This is a genomic window from Bifidobacterium simiiventris, from assembly GCF_019331715.1.
Lineage (GTDB): Bacteria > Actinomycetota > Actinomycetes > Actinomycetales > Bifidobacteriaceae > Bifidobacterium > Bifidobacterium simiiventris.
In genome coordinates, this window is record NZ_JAHBBG010000001.1 from 237,388 (window position 1) to 255,245 (window position 17,858).

The following is a 17,858-nucleotide window of genomic DNA, read 5'->3' on the forward strand; positions in this document are numbered from 1 at the left end:
TCCTCATTGTGTCCCATATCCTCGTCATGCGCCAGTTCGTTGTCCGTAACGTGGAATGACGCCGATCTTAGGCGATCTCACCGATCTCGTTATCGCTAATCGCCCTGCAAATCATAAGGTTTCGTTCATCTTCGACCGATATGCTACGTATTTTCGGCTCATCATTCGTTCCACGAAAATCGTCATTCGTGTTACGCCCACGTTAACTATGCGGCAAGGTCACGCCCGCGGGAACGCCTGCGCATACCGGGCCTTCAGCTGTTCGATCGACACGTGCGTGTAGCGCTGCGTGGTCTTAAGCGAGGAGTGTCCCAGCATCTCCTGCACCTCGCGCAGGTCCGCTCCCCCGTCGAGCAGATGCGTGGCGGCGCTGTGACGCAGCGCGTGCGGGCTGATGTCCGGCACGCCGGCCGTCCGCGCATTCCGGTGCACGGTCTCGCGCACGATCCGCTGGTCGATCCTGCCGCCCCGGGCGCCCACGAACAGCGCGTCTCCGCAGTCGCCGGCCAGCGCCGGTCGGCCGTCGCGCAGCCAATCGGTCATCGCCTGCGCCGCGGGAGCGCCGAACGGCACCACGCGCTGCTTGTTGCCTTTGCCGGTCACCTTCACCGTCCGGCTCGCGAAATCCACGTCCCGTATGTCCAGTCCGGTCAGTTCGGCTACGCGCATGCCGGTTGCGTACAGCAGTTCCAACATCGCCGCATCACGCAGCCTGACCGCGTGCCGCCGCAATCCACGTTCCGACCGGCCGTCCGCTTCCCCACTGTCATCGTCCTCGGCCGACCGGGCCTCGCCGTCGGCCTCGTCCATGAGCCGTTCGGCCTGCGCTTCGGTGAGCACCGCCGGCAATGTGTCGGCGATCTTCGGCGTCATGATCACCGCTGCCGGATCGGCCGGCATGCGCCCGTGCTCGTGCGCCCATACGAAGAACCCGCGCACCGCCACGACCTTGCGGGCCATACTGGAACGCGCATGCGTGCGCGACTCGTGCGCCATCCACGAACGCAGGTCGTCGGTCGTGATCTGCCCCAACTCGTCGATGCCGCGTAATGCAAGCGTGTGCAGGCACGAGCCGACATCCGCACGATACGCTGTGAGCGTATTCGCGCTCAACCCCTTGTTGGCCTTGAGATAGGCGAGGAAAGCGGCCAGCTCGTCGTCGAATGCCATCGCTGTCCTCCCCCGGTCACCATACCCGTCTCCTTATACACTATGCATAGCATCATCGACGGGAAACGGGGACGATATGGGACGTCATTCTGCCACGCACAGCACATCATCGGCATCGATCGGAGCAGGGGCGTCCCGCGGACCGGCACGTGCCCGAATCACGCCCGCCGGCCAGGACGGGGACGAGGTCGTCGCCCGTGCGATCGACCTGACCAAGACCTACGGCGACAAGGATTCGCAGGTCGTCGCGCTCGACCACGTGAATGTCGAGTTCATGCGCGGGCAGATGACGGCGATCATGGGACCGTCCGGTTCGGGCAAGTCCACGCTCATGCACTGCATGGCCGGACTTGACCAGCCGACGAGCGGCAAGGTTGTGGTCGAAGGGCTCGAGGTGTCCTCGATGAACCAGCGGCAGCTGACCAGGCTGCGCCGCGACCAGATCGGGTTCATCTTCCAGTCGTTCAACCTGGTGCCGACGCTGACGGCCGAGGAGAACATCCTGCTGCCGTTGCAGATCGCGAAGCGACCGATCGATCTCGACTGGTTTAACAAGGTGGTCGACGTGGTCGGGCTGCGTTCAAGGCTCACGCACCGGCCGAGCCAGCTGTCCGGCGGCCAGCAGCAGCGCGTGGCCTGCGCGCGTGCGATCATGGCGCGGCCGAGCGTGATCTTCGCGGACGAGCCGACCGGCAATCTCGATTCGCATTCGAGTCGCGAAGTGCTGGGATTCCTGAAGGATTCGGTGCGCGAGTATGGTCAGACGATCGTGATGGTGACGCACGACCCGCGCGCCGCCTCGTATGCGGATCGCGTGCTGGTATTGGCCGACGGCCGCATCACGCAGGATCTGCGGCACCCGACGTATGACGAGATTCTCGAGGTGTTCGCTGGCGAGGGCGATGAGGCGGCGGAAGATTTCTCCGCTCCGCTGCGCTCCGGTCGAAATGACAATGAGGATACGACTCCTGGCGAACCTTCCCCGTCATCTCGCTCGAGAGACCTTCTCCCGTCATCTCGACCGAGCGCACCCTCCCTGTCATCTCGACCGAGTGCAGCGAGCGGAGAGATCTCTTCCGAGGAGCGCGCATGATCCGCATCGGTTTGCGCGACGCCCGCGCCCATTTCGGCCGCTTCATCATGTCGATCATCGCGATCGCGCTCGGCGTGTCGTTCGTGGTCGGCTCGTTCTGCTTCCGCGAGATGATGGGCAATCAGGTCGACCAGATGATGGCCTCGAACTCCGACGCGGACGTGTATGTGCGCGGCAGCAAGGAGGACAAGACCGCGGACGACATGATGGCGATGTCGTCCGGATCATCGTCTTCATCTTCATCATCGTCGGCATCCGGCTCGTCGTCCTCGTCCGACGCATCCAAGACCTATAACCGCATCGACGCGTCGCTGGCCGACACGATCGGCAAGGTCGACGGCGTGAAGACCGTCGCGATCACCTACTCCGTGTCCGGCATCGTGCTCGTCGGCAAGGACGGCAACGCCGCGTCGACCACCGGAGCGCCCACGGTCGCGCTCGGTCTGAGCCAGGGCACGTGGCGGTCGGCCACGCTCACCGACGGCCGTTGGGCGAAGGCCAAGAACGAGGTCGCGCTGCATACGTTCGCCGCCGAAACCGCGGGACTGAAGATCGGCGACACGACCAAGCTCGTCTATCCGGACGGTGCGGCCGACGTGAAGGTCGTCGGCCTGTTCTCCACCGATTCCAGCCAGGCCGGCGCGATCATCGTCGGACTTGCGCCGAACGTCGCCAAGGATTACTTCCAGCAGGAAACCGGTCAGATCAACATGGTGCGCAACATCGGCGTCTACGGTTCCGCCAACGATGGCAAGCCGCTGACCGTCGCCCAGCAGCAAACGCTCGCCGACCGGATCAACAAGGCATTGCCGGCCGGGTCGAAGGCCCGCGCGGTCACCGGCCAGCAGGTGCGCGACGACAGTGCGGCGGCCACCAAGAAGGCGCTCGGCTTCATCCAGCCGCTGATTCTGATCTTCGCGGTGATCGCGCTGTTCGTCGGCTCGTTCATCATCGCGAACACGTTCTCGATGATCGTGCGCGAGTCGATGCGCGGCTACGCGCTGCTGCGTTCGGTGGGCGCCTCCCCCATGCAGGTGTTCTCCACGGTGATCGTGCAGGCGATCGTGCTCGGCCTGACCGGTTCGGTGTGCGGCATCGGACTCGGCTGGGGCATGGTGCGACTGATCGTGTTCGGCATGGATCGGATGGGTATGCCGATGACCGGCGCGGTCGACCCGAGCGCGTCGGATATGCTGGTCGGCTTGGTCGTCGGCGTGGTGGTGACGTTGCTTGGCGCGGCGCTGCCGGCGCGGCGTGCGGCGATGGCCCCGCCGATTCAGGCGATGAACGAGACGGTGAATCCGGAGAAGCCGGTGTGGCCACGTGGCGTGGCGGGCATGCTGATGATCGCGTGCGGCGCTCTCTCGTGGCTGTTCTGCTGGCGCATCGCATTGGCGAAGGCCGATGATACGGTAACGATCTCGCCGTGGAATTGGCTGAATGATTGGGGTATGTCACTGGGCACCGGGTGGCCGCTCGGCGTGGGCGCTGGACTCGTGGTGTTGGGCGTGATCGTGCTTGCCCCGGCATTGGTCGGGCCGACGAGCGTGGTGCTCGGCTGGATTCCGGCGCACGTATTTGTCGTCACCGGCCGACTGGCGATGCGTAATCTGGCGCGCAGCAAGCGGCGTACGGCGAACACGGCGGCCGCCTTGTTCGTGGGCGTGGCGATCGTAAGCTGTCTGGGCGTGGTCGCCTCGTCGGCGAAAGCGTCGGTCGCGGGCATCGTCGACAGCGGTCTCAAATCCGATTTTTCGGCCATGTCCGCTTCGAGCGGTCGTATTCCCGACGCCGCGATCGACGCGATCAAGAAGACGGACGGCGTAGGTTCCGTCTCGCAGTCGCGCATGCTGCTCGGTGTCACGTACGGTTCCGGCGACGACAAATCGTCCGCGATGACGTTCGCGGAGCAGCCGTCGCTGTTCACCGAAGTGTTCGCGCCGGTCACGAATGCGGGAGACGCGGATCGTGCGCTGCGAGACGGAGAACTGGTCGTCGGCATTACGGTCGCCAAGGACAACGGCTGGAAGGTCGGCGACACGGTCACGGTCAACGGCCGGCAGATCGTGGTCAACGAAGAGGCGACCGCGAAGGCGCAGGCCGAGTATCAGTCGCAGGTGCAGCAGAAGATCGCCGGTTTGCAGACCCAGGCACAGACGCTGCTGGCGGCCGGCGACACGGCCGGCGCACAGGCTAAGGCCGCCGAGGCACAACAAGTGGCCGAGGATGCGAAGAACGTGGATCCGTCCACGCTGGTGAAGACGAAAACCGTCGAGACTCATGTGCAGGCGAAGGTCGGCGCGATCATCGAGAACTCGGTGTACCGGTCGATGGTGCTCATGAACGATGCGCTGGCCGGCAAGATCGCCAACGAGTACACGATGTTCACGATCATGCTATTCATCAATGCGAAGTCCGGCGTGGATACGGCCAAGCTGAAGACGCGGCTGGTCGACGCGGTGAAATCGTATTACGTGGTGAACGTGCAGGATCGCGAGGAGTTCAAGTCGACGATGAGCACGATGGTCGATCAGATTCTCATTATCCTGTACGCGTTGCTGGCGTTGTCGATCGTGATCGCGGTGTTCGGCATCGTCAACACCTTGGCGTTGAGCGTCTCGGAGCGTACTCGTGAGATCGGTCTACTGCGGGCGATCGGCACGTCGCGCATGCAGGTGCGCGGCATGCTAGCGATCGAGGCGGCGATGATCGCCGTGTTGGGCACGCTGCTCGGCGTGGTGGTCGGCACGGGCGCAGGCGCGGTGATCCAGCAGGTGTACCAGTCGAACGGTCTGGAGAAGCTCAGCGTGCCATGGGGCCAGTTGGGCGCGTTCCTGGCGCTGTCGATCGTGATCGGCGTGATCGCCGCCCTGCCGCCGGCCCGCCGCGCCCTCAAGGTCCCCGTCCTCAACGCCGTCGCCACCGACTGATCGGCTGTCGTTCCCCGATTGAAAATGATTACGGCCGTAACCGAGTCACATGGTCCGATCATGGACTCAGATACGGTTGTTATTGCGTCAAAAGCAACCAAATCACCTTGCCGTTAAGCAGGCGGCAGCGCATATTCCATCACGTATGACGCTGGCGGAGCCTCGGCTCCCTCGGCTGAGGGAGCTGTCAGCCGTAGGCTGACTGAGGGAGCGTCGCGGCCGGTAGGCCGCCAAACAAACACCGCATCGCGCAACGCGCGATACCACATGCAATACACGCGCCAACATATTCACCTCGTCTCCACGTTGAGGGGGCTTTGACGGGTTACGATGGAAGACACGTTCATCGCCGAAGGAGGCCATCATGCCGATTCCCAATGAGATTCCCGCCCATGCGCGCGTAGTGGTGCGCGTGTCCGAAGGCGTTGATCCGGTCGATCATCGTATGAAGTACCGCGACTACGTCGGACACGTGCTCTCGTGGGACGGGCATTTGCTCGAACTGTCGCGCGACGCCGCCGCCAACGGCTCACGCCCCGCACAACGGGTAAGCATCGACGCGGATACGATCATCACCCTGAAGCCCGTCCCCGAACGGAATTTCACCCGCCCGTAGCAGTCATGGGCACGTGCAGGTGCGGTCCTACACCGCGGAGCGCACCTGCACTCGAACGGCATGGTCGCTGGCGAATCCGATGATGTGTTCGCCACGACGCGCAGATGCCAGCAGATCGGTCTGCCAGTGCGGCGGATCGAATGGCACGTCACGTTCCTCGTAGCACACGGTTGCCGATCGCTGAGCCATCTTGTAGTCACGGAATGGCTGGCCGTCTGTAAAGAAGCGGGTCATCGCATCGTCGTCACCGTAGTGCAATGCATCGGCCACGGCCGTCAGACGAACAGCCACCGACCGCAGCAATGCCTCCACGTTCGCCGCGTCCTCGTCGACCATCGCCCTCGTACGGTCGGGGTCGGTCAGCGCGACGCGCGTCATGTCACGCCATGATCCGGCGGCGAGCGCGGCGGCGATGTTGCGGTTCGGATCGTCGGTCAGCTGGTTGATGAGTGCGGTCGCGACGACGTGCGGCATGTGCGAGATCAACGCGGCGGCCTGATCGTGCACCGTATCGTTGAGTACGATCACACGGTTGCCGACGCCTTCGGTGATGAGTCGCATCACGGTATGACAACGCGCGTATGCAGTGTCATCACGCACGGTGACCGCCCACAGCGCATCGTCATACAGTGCCGGATCGGCGGCCTGCCACCCGGACAGTTCGTTGCCGGCCATCGGATGCGCGCCGACGTAGCACTCCTCCAGTCCGGCTGCTTCGACTTGGTCGCGCACCATGCCTTTGACGCTGCCCACGTCGGTGAGCGTGGTCGCGGCCGGATCGAGTACCGGCTTCAATACGGCCAGAATCGCCGGCATGGCCTTGAGCGGATTGCATAGTACGATCACGGCCGGTTTCGCCGCGGCCAATTCGGCCAACGTCGGTACACAGCGGATACCGTCGGCCTCGGCCTGCGCATACGGATGGTCACGATGATTCCATGCGATCGTTCGCACGCCGCGCCGCACGAGCCGCCGCGCCAACGAGCCGCCGATCAGGCCGAGTCCGACGATGCCGACGGTCATATCGGTCATGCCAGCCGAATCCGTACCGTCATGCACATTTTCGACGGTCACACGAACATCACCGTTGCGTACGTTGTCGTTCCCAGCTACCACAGCAGCTCCTTTCGTGTCGTATCGTCGTCCTGCCACGCATTGCTCGAGTCATTCACATTATCGGAGTCAAGCCGCACTCCCCCGTTGGGCAGCGACCATGCGTAGACGGGCGGGCTGGGCCGTTCGCGGCGCGGGTAGACGGCCAACGTTTTCACCCAGTCGCCATGTTCGGCGACTTCGGTGAGCACGGCGCGGAAATGCTCCTGCCACGGCGCGGCATCCATCGTCGCGATGAAGCTGTATGTGCCGTCGCGTCCCTTGATCGGGCGGGAGATGAAGCTGGTCATGTTCAGGCCCGCGTCGCGCAGTACATCAAGCAGATTGGCGAGCACGCCCGGACCGGTGTACAGCGGGATGAACGCGACGACGGATTCGAATTCGGTCGTATCGGCCCGCATCCTCGCCAACAGTTCCGCGACCTCGTCGCGCGGAGCGAGCACCAGGAATTCGGTGTGCGCGCCCGGATAGTCCTCGACCGCCGTGGCGACGCGGGTCAGCCCGTACAGTTCGCCGCAGATGGATGGGCCGAGCGCGACCTGACCGGGTTTGAGATCGCGGCAACCGGCGCCGTTCGACGCGGCCGGCACGGCTTTGAGATGATGGTCCGCAGCGAATCGCCTGCACTGTGCGAGCCCGTGGGGGTGCGCGGTGATCGTCGTGCAGTTCGCGATCAGTTCGTCGGCATAGGATGCAACGACCTGATTATTATCCGCGCCGTGATCGTCGGTCTCGCCGGCCCTGACAAACGCGTCGAACGACACGTCCACGCCGACCCGGGCGAACGCGGCCACGTTGCGCGAGTCGATGAGCGCATCAAGATTCGGCACGACATAGCCTTCGATGTTGTTCTCCCACGCGATCACGCCCCAATCGCCGCCGGTCTGCACGGCGTCGAGGATCGCGGTCACGTCCGGTTCGGCGGCGAGCGTGATGCCGTCCGGTTCGAGCGGGCGCAGCACAGAAGCCGCGCTGATCGCCGCCTGATGGGTGAACGTGCCTTGCGGGCCGAGATAGTGCAGTATGCGGGTCATGAGATCACTGTTCCTGAGATGCGGAGTCGGACCGATCATTCCCAGTCACAGCATCGCCGGACGGATCAGATTGCGTATCGTCGTACGCGTCATCGGTCGAGGCCGATTCCCCATCGTGTTCGGACGAATCCGCAGTCGTTGCCGAATCAAATGTTGCGGTCTGTGCGGTCTTCGGCGCGTCGAGGCGAAACCATGTCGGAGGCATGAACGCGAACGCGAGCTGCACAATAATCATGCCGATCAGCCACAGGTAGCCGGCCTTCTGGCTGAAATACGGCATGCTGTCGCTGTTGAATCCGATCGGCGTGAGCGCGTCGTTGCCGCTGCCGGCCGCAATCATCCATGCGGTCGTGGTCGAAGCGATCAGATGCATCGCCAGTCCGGTGATGCCGCACCGCGAGCGGGCGCACCATGTGGACAGGCCGAGAATCATGTAGGCGAGCACCAGCCCGTACGGAATGTTCATCGACGCGCCCATACGGTGCGCGAACGTGCCGATCACCGCCGCGCCGACGCCGGCCGCCACGGTGATGAGCAGCCGAACCGGATACCCGAACCGGTACGACCACGGCAGCTGTTCGATGTCGCTTGATGCCCTGTGCAAAGTCATGCGTTCCAGTATAGGAAAAGGGACCGCATTCGCGATCCCTTTCGCTCAATTCATGTCCGAATAATCAGGACTACTTGTTGGCCTGGTTATTCTGCTGAGCCGTGAAGCGGGAGACCCGGTGGGTCTCCCGTAGGCGAAGTGAGCGGGCGCGCTACAGGCGCCCGCGAAGGTCGTCAGAACAAGCAGGTCACTTCGTGGCCTGATTGTTCTGACGACGCTGCTTGGCGCGCCACTTGTACCAGTCCTCGCGGCCGAGGATGATCTTGCGCACGCGGATGGATTCCGGCGTGACCTCGACGCACTCGTCCTCGTTGGCGAAGTCGAGCGACTCCTCGAGGCTCATCTTGACCGGCGGGGTCAGGGTTTCGAGCACGTCGGCGGTGGAGGAACGCATGTTGGTCATGTGCTTGGCAAGCGTGATGTTCACGTCGAGCTCGTCGGGCTTGTTGTTCATGCCGACGACCTGGCCCTCGTAGACCTGCGACTGCGGTTCGACGAAGAAGATGCCACGAGCCTGCAGACGCTGCATGGCGTACGGGGTGGCCACGCCGGCGCGGTCGGAGACCATCGAGCCGTTCTGGCGAGTGACGATCTGGCCGGCCCACGGCGCGTAGCCGGCGGACAGCGAGGAGGCGATGCCGGTGCCACGGGTGGCGCTCAGCAGCGCGGTGCGGAAGCCGATCAGGCCACGCGACGGCACGGTGAACTGCAGACGCACCCAGCCGGAACCGTGGTTGGACATGGAGTCCATGCGGCCCTTGCGGTCGGCCATGAGCTGCGTGACGGTGCCCATGTACTCTTCCGGCACGTCGATGGTGGTGTTCTCCATCGGCTCGTTGATCTTGCCGTCGATGGTCTTGGTGACAACCTGCGGACGGCCGACGGTCAGCTCGTAGCCTTCGCGGCGCATCTGCTCGGCGAGCACGGCCAGCGCGAGTTCGCCACGGCCCTGCACCTCCCACGCGTCCGGACGGTCGGTCGGCAGCACCTTGATCGACACGTTGCCGATGAGCTCGCGGTCGAGACGATCCTTGATCATACGGGCGGTGAGCTTGTGGTCCTTGCCTTCGCGGCCCGCGAGCGGAGAGTCGTTGACGCCGAAGGTCATGGAGATGGCCGGGTCGTCGACGTGGATGAGCGGCAGCGGCTTCGGATCGTTCGGGTCGACGATGGTCTCGCCGATCATGATGTCGTTGACGCCGGCGACGGCGACGATGTCGCCCGGGCCCGCGGATTCGACGGGCTGGCGCTCGAGACCCTGCGTGCGCAGCAGCTCGACGACGCGGAAGTTCTCGAGCGAGCCGTCCACGCGGGACAGGCCGTAGTTCTTGCCCTTCTCGAGGGTGCCGTTGTAGATGCGCACGAGGCCGAGTCGGCCGAGGAAGTCGGAGGAGTCGATGTTGGCGACGTGGGCCTGCAGCGGCGCGCCTTCCTCGTACTCCGGGGCCGGGATGTACTTGATGATGTCCTCGAAGAGCGGCTCGAGGTTGTCGTTGTCCGGCAGGGCGCCGTTCTCCGGCTGGTTGGCGGACGCGTAGCCGGCCTTGGCGGCGCAGTAGACGACCGGAAGGTCGAGCAGGTGATCGAGGTCGAGATCGATGCCTTCCTCGACGACGTCCTGCGCAAGGCCGAGCAGCAGGTCGGTGGATTCGGAGACGACCTCTTCGATGCGGGCGTCCGGACGGTCGACCTTGTTCACGCACAGGATGACCGGCAGCTTGGCCTCGAGGGCCTTGCGCAGCACGAAACGGGTCTGCGGCAGCGGGCCTTCGGACGCGTCCACGAGCAGCACGACGCCGTCGACCATCGAGATGCCGCGCTCGACCTCGCCGCCGAAATCGGCGTGGCCGGGGGTGTCGATGATGTTGAGCGTGATGCCATCCGGGTAGCCGTACTTGGCGGCCAGCGGGCCGGTGTATTCGACGGCCGTGTTCTTGGCGAGGATGGTGATACCCTTCTCGCGTTCGAGCGCGTTGGAGTCCATCACGCGATCCGGCACTTCCTCACGCTCGTTGAACACGTGGGACTGCTGGAGCATCGCGTTCACCAGCGTGGTCTTGCCGTGATCGACGTGCGCCACGATCGCCACATTTCGAATATCACCACGAACCGCCATCGAAACCTCTCTTAATATCGATTGTCGTTGCTTGCGTAATTCTTCGGTACGGTAATTGGTTCACCTATATGCACACAAACCGTCACAAGCATACCCATACGCTTCGACCTGCCGGCCGAGATGCGCGAACGGAACGGGGCCCGCCCAGCGTGCGGCGCTACAATGCTGCGCGATGGCACAGGTTAGGGATACGAAACGTAAGACAAGCAAGGCATCGGCAATGAGCGAGAAGACCAAGCCGGGCAGCGAGGGCACTCAAGACAAGGCGAAGACGACCGCGAAGCAGACGCGCGGCGGCACGGCCGGCACAGCCAAATCCAAGAAGACGAAGACGGCCAAGACCGCGGCGACGCGCAATACCAAGCGCAGGGGCGCAAGCAAACGTCCAAAATCCGCACGCGGAACGAGAACAACAAGGGCGGCAAGGATCACAAGCCCGAAACAATGGTGGGCCAAGGCGACGCTCGGCCAGAAGATCAAAGCCACGCTGGTTTCGCTGGTCACGATCATCTGCGTGATGGCGCTGGCGATGGGCACCGTTCGCTTCGTGCAGTGGCGCATCGAGGTGCGCGCGGCCGAAGCGCGGCAGGCCGAGCTGGTGAAGACCTACGACTTCGATCCGGGCGACATCATCTCCGACGGCCAGTTCTTCAACGCAAACGCGTTGAGTCAGGCCGAAATCCAGTCGTTCCTCGACGAGCAGGGGGCCGCATGCTCCGGCAAGGACTGTCTCAAGTCGAAGACGTTCGACACCACCGACCAGCCGGCCGACGAATACTGTTCGGCGTACGCCGGCGCCAAGCACGAGACGGCCGCGGCGATCATCTACAAGGCCGGCAAGGCGTGCGGCATCAGCCAGAAGATCCTGCTCACCGTCCTGCAGAAGGAGCAGCATCTCGTCACGGCCACCGAGATCACCGATTTCCAATACAAGTCCGCGATGGGACTGAGCTGCCCGGACGACGCGAACTGCGATCCCGAATACGCCGGATTCTTCAAGCAGGTGTACGGCTCGGCGAAACGCTACCAGTACTACGTCGCGCATGAGGACCGGTACGGTTACCACGCGAACGCGCTGAACTTCATCCAGTACCATCCGAACAAGGCGTGCGGCGGCACGAACGTGTTCATCGACAACAAGGCGACCGCATTGCTGTACATCTACACGCCGTACCAGCCGAACGACGCGGCGCTGGCGGCCGGCGTGGGCGAGGGCGACGCGTGCTCGAGCTATGGCAACCGCAATTTCGCGATCATCTACCAAAGCTGGTTCGGCTCGATGCGGTGACGGCGGTGCCGCTGCCGGACTTGTCCGACGGACCGGCGGGCCCGTTCGGCGGCGGGTCGCCGGCCCGGAAATCACAGGAAATCGCGGTTTGATATCACAGCTCAATCTTGGGGCTGGCCGCGAGCAGCGTGCGCGTGTAGTCGGCTTCGGGATAACGCAGCACGTGGCCGGTCACGCCGCTTTCGACGATATGCCCGTGCCGCAGCACGGTAATCACGTCGGACACCTCCTGCACGATGCCCAGATCGTGCGTGATGAACAGGCACGCGAACCCGTGTTCGAGCTGCAGACGGCGCAGCAGGTCAAGCACCTTGCGCTGCACGGTCACGTCGAGCGACGAGGTGGGTTCGTCGGCGATGAGCAGCGACGGGTTCAACGCGAGCGCGCGGGCGATGCCGACGCGTTGGCGTTGGCCGCCGGACAGCTGGTGAGGGAACCGGTCGGCCGCGTCGGCGGGCAGTTCGACCTGATCGAGCAGTTCGGCGATGCGACGGCGCTTGTCGGCTTCGCTGAAGCCGCCCTGTACGCTCATCGGTTCGCTGATGCTCCACGCGACCGTCTTGCGCGGGTTCAGTGCCGAACCGCTGTCTTGGAACACGTATCCCATATGCGAGAGGATCTCACGCTTGCGCCGGCCGTGCGCCTTGGCGAGATCCTGACCGGCGATGAGCACCGATCCGGAACTCGGAGCGAGCTGGCCGGAGATGACCTTGGCGATCGTGGTTTTACCGGCGCCGGATTCGCCGACCAGCGCGCGGGTGCGGCCGGCGACCAGGTCGAACGAGATGTGTTCGACCGCGGCCTTGCCGTGCCGGTAGGAGACGGCGACGTCGTTCAGCGAGGCGATCGTCTCGCCTCCGGCGAGCGCGGCGCTCTCCTCGCTCTGTTCGTCGGCGGGCGCACCGGCACCGGCGACACGTTCGCCGACCCGTGCAACGCCCTCGCCGCGGGACCCGCCGTCCGAGCCGTCGTCGGCAGCATCATCGTCATCCACGTGCAGTCGCGGCACGGCGGCGAGCAACATCTTCGTATAGTCGTCGGCGGGCGCGCGGAACACGTGCTCGACACTCCCCTGTTCGACGATCACGCCGTCGTGCATCACGTACACGTCCTGCGCTGCCTGCCACACGACGCCCATGTCGTGCGTGATGAGCAGCACCGCGAGGTCAAGTTCCCGGGCCAGTGAGGAGATGAGTTTCAAAATGGCCTGCTGTGTGGTCACGTCGAGCGCGGTGGTGGGTTCGTCGGCGATGAGCACCTTCGGCCGGTTGATGATGGCCATCGCGATCATGACGCGCTGCAGCTGCCCACCCGACAGTTCGTGCGGGTACGACGACCAGACGCGTTCGGCGTCCTCGAGGCCGACCTCGCGCAATTGTTCGAGCACCTTGCGCTTGCGTTCTGCGGCGCTGAGGTTCTTCTGGTGGTATTTGAGTGATTCGGCGACCTGCATGCCGAGCGTGAACACCGGGTTGAACGCTGTGGACGGTTCTTGGAACACGGTGCCGATCAGCTCGCCGCGGATGCGTTGCAGCGGCGCGTCGGCAGCCAGCAGGTCGATGTCGCCGCCGGATGCGGACGGGTCGCCGATGAGGGCCCGGCCGCGTACGGAGGCGACGGACGGGTCGAGTCTGGGCAGGGCCATCGCGCTGACCGACTTGCCCGAACCGGATTCGCCGACCAGTGCGGTGATGCGTCCGGGGAACAGCTTGAGGCTCACGCCGTGGGTCACGTCCCGTCCGTCGAAGCTGACGGTCAGGCCGTCCACGGTCACGATCGCGCGTGGTTCGTTCATGATGCTTGGCTCCTGTTCGCAGTCGGCTCGGCACGGGGTGCCGCAAACGGTCGGATGGTGCAAGGCGTGCGCGCCGGGTGCCGGGCTGCGGAGCCCCGGTACCCGACGCGCACGCCAGGATCGGCGGATGCCGGACTCTAGTTCGCGCTGACGAGCGAGACCTGCGTGTAGTCCGGGTATGCCGGGAAGTCGCCGATGATGAAGTTCGTCACGTTGGATCCGTGGATGAACGTGTTGTGCGAGTAGATCAGCGGCACGACCGGCGCGTCGGCCATGATCTTCTTGTCGACTTCGGCCCAGGTCTTGCCGGCCTCGGTCTGGTCGACCGTCTCGGTGGCCTTCTTGATCAGGGCGTCCACGTCGGCGTTCGCGTAGCGGGCGAGGTTGTAGTTGCCGCCGCCGATCTGCGAGGAGTCGAACAGCGGGGAGATGTTCGCGTACGGGGACGGGAAGTCGGGCTGCCAGCCGGAGATGACCAGATCGTAGTCGCCTTCGTCGTTGGTGATGGCATCGGAGTACACGTCGTCGTTGAGCGTCTGGATGTCGACGCCGATGCCCGCGCGCTTGAGGCTGGTCTGGATGGACGACGCCTTCTCCGCGTTGGCGGACGTAGTGACGAGCTTGAGCGTCGGCACGCTCGTGCCGGACTCCTTGATGAGCTGCTTGGCCTTGTCGACATCGCCGGTGGAGTCCGCCTTGTACAGGTCATATTCCTCGCGGCCAGCGATGCCGGGCGTGATGAGCGTGGTGGCGAAGCCGCCGGCGATCTCGCCGCCGGACGCGGTGCGGTACGCCTGCTTGTCGACCGCGTATTCGATGGCCTGGCGCACCTTGAGGTTCGTCACGCGCTTGGTGTTGATGGCGAGATATTCGAGGGCGCCGTCGCCGCTGGTGGCGAGCAGCTTCTTATAGGTCGGGTTGGCCTGTGCCTGGGCGAGCTGCGCGGCCGGCACGAAGCCGGAGAGGAAGGAGTTCTTGCCTTCGCCGGTGCCCTGCATGATCGACTGCGCGGCCACGGAGGTGTCCTGGCCCATCTTGAACACGATCTTGTCGGGGCCGGCGGTGCGCACCTCGTCGGTCTTGGAATCCCAGTACTTGTTGCGCACGAGCACGGCCTGCTTGCCGGCCTCGTTGGATTCGACCATGTACGGGCCGGAGGCGACCGGGGTCTTGCCATAGCCGGACGAGGGGGCCTTGCCGTTGGGAACCGGGGTGAACGCGGCCAGCGAGGCCACCCACGGCCAGTCGCCGAACGGAGCGTTGAGGTGGAAGACGATGGTCTTGTCGTCCGGCGTCTCGATCGAATCGAGTTCCTCGCCGTCGTACGGGCCGTGGTAGTCCTGCGCGCCTTCCAGCAGCGTCTTGTGGTAGCTCAGGCCGCCGGTCAGCGAGTCGGCGAACGAACGTTCCAGGCCGTACTTGATGTCCTTCGAGGTGATGGCGGTGCCGTCGGAGAACTTGAGCCCGTCCTTGAGCGTGTACGTCCAGGTTCGGCCGTCGTCGCTCGCGGTGCCGGTGTCGGTGGCCAGGTCGGGCACGACCTTGGTCTCGCCGTTGGCGGTCACCTTCCATGCGGTCAGGCGGCGGAAGATGTAGCCGTTCGACGTGGTCGGCAGGCCCTGGCTCTTCGCCGGGTCGAGATCCATCTCGGTGCTGGACGTGAGGATATTGAGCGTGCCGCCCTTGACGGTCTCGCCGGTGGCGGAGGTCGTCGTGTCGGTCGCGTTGTTCGCGCCGCAGCCGGCCAGCGCGAGCACGGCGGCGCATACGCCGGCCGCAAGCGCCTTCAAGGCGATTTTTCTGGTCATGGTGTTGGTTTTCCTCTCTTGTTTCTGTGCTGTTGGTTTCTCGGGAAACCGGTCGCAGCCGGTTCCTTCAAAGGTGTGACAAGGCGCAGGGGCTGCGAGGTAAGGACGGCTGAGGCCGACTCCCGCAGCCCCGCGGCTCAAGCGTTCGCCAGCGTGACCCTCGGGTCGAGCAGGCTGTAGCAGATGTCGACGATGAGGTTCGCCACGATCACGAGCACCGCGGCGAACAGCGTCGCGCCGACGAGCACCTGTAGGTCGAGATTCGAGACGGAGTCGAGCAGCAGGGCGCCGAGTCCCTGCATCGAGAACACCTTCTCGGTGAGCACCGCGCCGCCGAGCAGGCCGCCGAGGTCGAGTCCGAACATGGTCATGACCGGCAGCATCGCGTTGCGCAGCGCGTGCTTGAATACGATCACTGATTCGGGCACGCCCTTGGAGCGTGCGGTGCGGATGTAGTCCTGGCTCAGTTCGCCGATCATCTGCGTGCGGGTGACGCGCGTGTAGCCGGCGGCGCTGAGGATCGCGAGCACGAGCCACGGCAGGATGAGATGGTAGAGCCAGCCGGCCGGATCGTCGCGGAAGTTCACATAGCCGCCGGACGGGAAGATCTGCAGGCTCAACGCGAACGCGATGACCGTGAGCAGGCCGATCAGGTACGACGGCGCGGACACACCGACCACGGATAGTCCGAGCAGCGTGCGGTCGATGAGCGTATCGCGCTTGAGCGCGGCCCACACGCCGGTGGCGACGCCGATGACGAGCCAGAGCACCGCGGCGCCGACCGCGATGGACGCGGTGACGGGGAACCGGTCGAGGATCAGCTGGGTGACGGATTCGTTAAGCCGGAACGAGTAGCCGAGGCAGGGCGCGCTGCACACGACGGCCGCGCCGCCGGTGCCGAACGTGCGGCCGGCGAAGATGCCGGCGATGTAGTTGCCCATCTGCTCGTACCATGGCTTATCGGTGCCCATGAACGCGGCGACGCGACGCAGCTGTTCGGGCGTGCACGGCTTGCCGCACGACAGCTGGGCGGGGTTGGTGGGCAGGAGGAAGAAGATGAGGAACAGCGCGAGAGTAATGAGCAGGATCACGATGATCGAGCTGGCGACTCGCTTGCCGATGTATTGCAGGATTCTCATGCACGCACCCCCTTGCGCGGGTCGATGGCGTCGCTCAGGCCGTCGCCAAGCAGGTTGAAGCCGAAGGTGAGCAGGAACAGCGCCATGCCGGGGAACAGCAGGTACATCGGGTCGACGAGCGCCCACTGCACGGCGTCGGAGATCGAGCGCCCCCACGAGGGGGTGGGCGGGTTCATGCCCACGCCGAGGAACGACAGGCCGGCCTCCGCGCCGATGCGTCCGGGGATCGACAGCGTGATGTTGACGATGAGCAGCGGCAGAAGGTTCGGGAGCACTTGGTGCCACAGCACGTGCGCCGGGGACGCACCCATCACGCGGGAGGCGACGGAGAAGTTGCGCTTGCTCAGCGTGAGGGTCTGTCCGCGCACGAGTCGCGCGATGCCGGGCCAGCCGAAGAAGCCGAGCACGAGCGTGAGCAGCAGCGGGCGCGGGAAGCCGGACGGGACGACGGCCGACAGCGCGATCGCGAAGATCAGGAACGGGAATCCGAAGAACACGTCCATCGTGCGTGAGATCAGCGAGTCGACCAGTCCCGGGAAGTATCCGGCGACCAGACCCAGCGCCACGCCGATGACCAGCGAGATGATCGAGGAGAAGACGCCGATGCCGAGCGAGATGCGCGTGCCGTAGGCGACGATCGAAAACAGGTCGACGCCGCGCAACGGCGTGACGCCGAACCAGTGCTGCGCGCTGATGCCGCCGCCGAATCCGCTCGGCACCGAGGCCGCGCCGAGCGCTTCGGGATGCTCCGCGTACGGGTCGTTGCCGGTGATCGCGGACAAGGGCCCGGCGAACACCGCCAGCAGCACGAACAGCAGCACGATGCCGCCGCCGACCACGATGGACGGCCGCAGATAGGGGGACGCGGCCTTGCCCGCCGCACGCCCGGACGATGCCGAACCGGCCGCCGCCGTCGCTTCCGTCATAGTCGTTCTCCCTGCTTTCCCGCGTCCGACCGCCTGCCGCAGCCACCGGTATTCGAATCCGGATGGAGGCATGGTCGGCTCGCGTGTTTTGCAAAAATCTAGAGCGTTAGTTAAGCACTCTTCGACATGCGGACACGCTGGACGCTTATCGATTCTTCTGATACCCCGTTATCGGGGCATGTGTTGCAAGGGTACGGCATGATCCGCCGCAATGGGAGAT

At 64.7% G+C, this 17,858-nt stretch carries 13 protein-coding genes; 4 read left to right on the forward strand and 9 right to left on the reverse strand.

What is annotated here, in order from left to right:
* Positions 1–219: 219 nt before the first annotated feature.
* A complete protein-coding gene (locus KIH76_RS01065; protein ID WP_219068816.1) occupies positions 220–1,170 on the reverse strand; it encodes a tyrosine recombinase XerC in 951 nt (316 codons plus the stop codon).
* Positions 1,171–1,246: 76 nt separating this feature from the next.
* On the opposite strand from KIH76_RS01065, the gene KIH76_RS01070 reads away from it, so the two are divergent.
* The 3 genes from KIH76_RS01070 (at position 1,247) to KIH76_RS01080 (ending at position 5,809) form a co-directional block, all read left to right on the forward strand.
* A complete protein-coding gene (locus KIH76_RS01070; protein WP_219068818.1) occupies positions 1,247–2,263 on the forward strand; it encodes an ABC transporter ATP-binding protein in 1,017 nt (338 codons plus the stop codon).
* Positions 2,260–5,193, forward strand: a complete 2,934-nt coding sequence (locus tag KIH76_RS01075; protein ID WP_214372886.1) for an ABC transporter permease — start codon at positions 2,260–2,262, stop codon at positions 5,191–5,193. The genes KIH76_RS01070 and KIH76_RS01075 overlap by 4 nt, the downstream gene beginning before the upstream one ends.
* 364 nt (positions 5,194–5,557) lie before the next feature.
* Positions 5,558–5,809: a DUF6725 family protein gene (locus tag KIH76_RS01080; RefSeq protein WP_214372885.1), complete on the forward strand. Its 252-nt coding sequence runs from the start codon at positions 5,558–5,560 to the stop codon at positions 5,807–5,809.
* Between the two features lie 27 nt (positions 5,810–5,836).
* Here the strand turns inward: KIH76_RS01080 and KIH76_RS01085 are convergent, their stop codons facing one another.
* The 4 genes from KIH76_RS01085 to typA form a co-directional block, all read right to left on the reverse strand.
* Entirely contained in the window at positions 5,837–6,925 is a 1,089-nt protein-coding gene (locus tag KIH76_RS01085; RefSeq protein WP_219068820.1) for a prephenate dehydrogenase, read from the reverse strand.
* A complete protein-coding gene (locus tag KIH76_RS01090; protein WP_219068822.1) occupies positions 6,919–7,956 on the reverse strand; it encodes a prephenate dehydratase in 1,038 nt (345 codons plus the stop codon). The genes KIH76_RS01085 and KIH76_RS01090 overlap by 7 nt, the downstream gene beginning before the upstream one ends.
* A 4-nt stretch (positions 7,957–7,960) precedes the next feature.
* Positions 7,961–8,566 carry an alcohol dehydrogenase gene (locus KIH76_RS01095; RefSeq protein WP_236036734.1) on the reverse strand — a complete coding sequence of 202 codons (606 nt, stop codon included), beginning with the start codon at positions 8,564–8,566 and terminating at the stop codon, positions 7,961–7,963.
* A gap of 187 nt (positions 8,567–8,753) precedes the next feature.
* Positions 8,754–10,682, reverse strand: coding sequence for a translational GTPase TypA (gene typA, locus KIH76_RS01100; RefSeq protein ID WP_219068824.1), 1,929 nt, complete (start codon positions 10,680–10,682; stop codon positions 8,754–8,756).
* A 220-nt stretch (positions 10,683–10,902) separates the two neighbouring features.
* On the opposite strand from typA, the gene KIH76_RS01105 reads away from it, so the two are divergent.
* Complete coding sequence (locus tag KIH76_RS01105) at positions 10,903–11,970, forward strand: hemagglutinin (RefSeq protein WP_236036735.1); 1,068 nt, start codon at positions 10,903–10,905, stop codon at positions 11,968–11,970.
* Between the two features lie 94 nt (positions 11,971–12,064).
* Here the strand turns inward: KIH76_RS01105 and KIH76_RS01110 are convergent, their stop codons facing one another.
* From KIH76_RS01110 to KIH76_RS01125, 4 genes are all read right to left on the reverse strand, one after another.
* Positions 12,065–13,765, reverse strand: a complete 1,701-nt coding sequence (locus tag KIH76_RS01110; RefSeq protein ID WP_219068826.1) for an ATP-binding cassette domain-containing protein — start codon at positions 13,763–13,765, stop codon at positions 12,065–12,067.
* A gap of 137 nt (positions 13,766–13,902) precedes the next feature.
* Positions 13,903–15,573: an ABC transporter substrate-binding protein gene (locus KIH76_RS01115; RefSeq protein WP_219068828.1), complete on the reverse strand. Its 1,671-nt coding sequence runs from the start codon at positions 15,571–15,573 to the stop codon at positions 13,903–13,905.
* 137 nt (positions 15,574–15,710) lie between these two features.
* The gene (locus KIH76_RS01120) at positions 15,711–16,712 is read right to left on the reverse strand and encodes an ABC transporter permease (RefSeq protein ID WP_219068830.1); all 1,002 of its coding nucleotides are present in this window, start codon (positions 16,710–16,712) and stop codon (positions 15,711–15,713) included.
* Positions 16,709–17,638, reverse strand: coding sequence for an ABC transporter permease (locus KIH76_RS01125; RefSeq protein WP_236036736.1), 930 nt, complete (start codon positions 17,636–17,638; stop codon positions 16,709–16,711). Before KIH76_RS01125 ends, KIH76_RS01120 begins: the two co-directional genes overlap by 4 nt.
* Between the last annotated feature and the right edge of the window lie 220 nt (positions 17,639–17,858).

Bases quoted from the DNA above. Each gene is read 5' to 3' on its own strand.
- KIH76_RS01115 (WP_219068828.1), bottom strand. From the start codon at position 15,573: ATGACCAGAAAAATCGCCTTGAAGGCGCTTGCGGCCGGCGTATGCGCC.
- KIH76_RS01065 (WP_219068816.1), bottom strand. From the start codon at position 1,170: ATGGCATTCGACGACGAGCTGGCCGCTTTCCTCGCCTATCTCAAGGCC.
- KIH76_RS01070 (WP_219068818.1), top strand. From the start codon at position 1,247: ATGGGACGTCATTCTGCCACGCACAGCACATCATCGGCATCGATCGGA.
- KIH76_RS01075 (WP_214372886.1), top strand. From the start codon at position 2,260: ATGATCCGCATCGGTTTGCGCGACGCCCGCGCCCATTTCGGCCGCTTC.
- KIH76_RS01120 (WP_219068830.1), bottom strand. From the start codon at position 16,712: ATGAGAATCCTGCAATACATCGGCAAGCGAGTCGCCAGCTCGATCATC.
- KIH76_RS01095 (WP_236036734.1), bottom strand. From the start codon at position 8,566: ATGACTTTGCACAGGGCATCAAGCGACATCGAACAGCTGCCGTGGTCG.
- KIH76_RS01080 (WP_214372885.1), top strand. From the start codon at position 5,558: ATGCCGATTCCCAATGAGATTCCCGCCCATGCGCGCGTAGTGGTGCGC.
- KIH76_RS01125 (WP_236036736.1), bottom strand. From the start codon at position 17,638: ATGACGGAAGCGACGGCGGCGGCCGGTTCGGCATCGTCCGGGCGTGCG.
- KIH76_RS01105 (WP_236036735.1), top strand. From the start codon at position 10,903: ATGAGCGAGAAGACCAAGCCGGGCAGCGAGGGCACTCAAGACAAGGCG.
- KIH76_RS01110 (WP_219068826.1), bottom strand. From the start codon at position 13,765: ATGAACGAACCACGCGCGATCGTGACCGTGGACGGCCTGACCGTCAGC.
- typA (WP_219068824.1), bottom strand. From the start codon at position 10,682: ATGGCGGTTCGTGGTGATATTCGAAATGTGGCGATCGTGGCGCACGTC.
- KIH76_RS01090 (WP_219068822.1), bottom strand. From the start codon at position 7,956: ATGACCCGCATACTGCACTATCTCGGCCCGCAAGGCACGTTCACCCAT.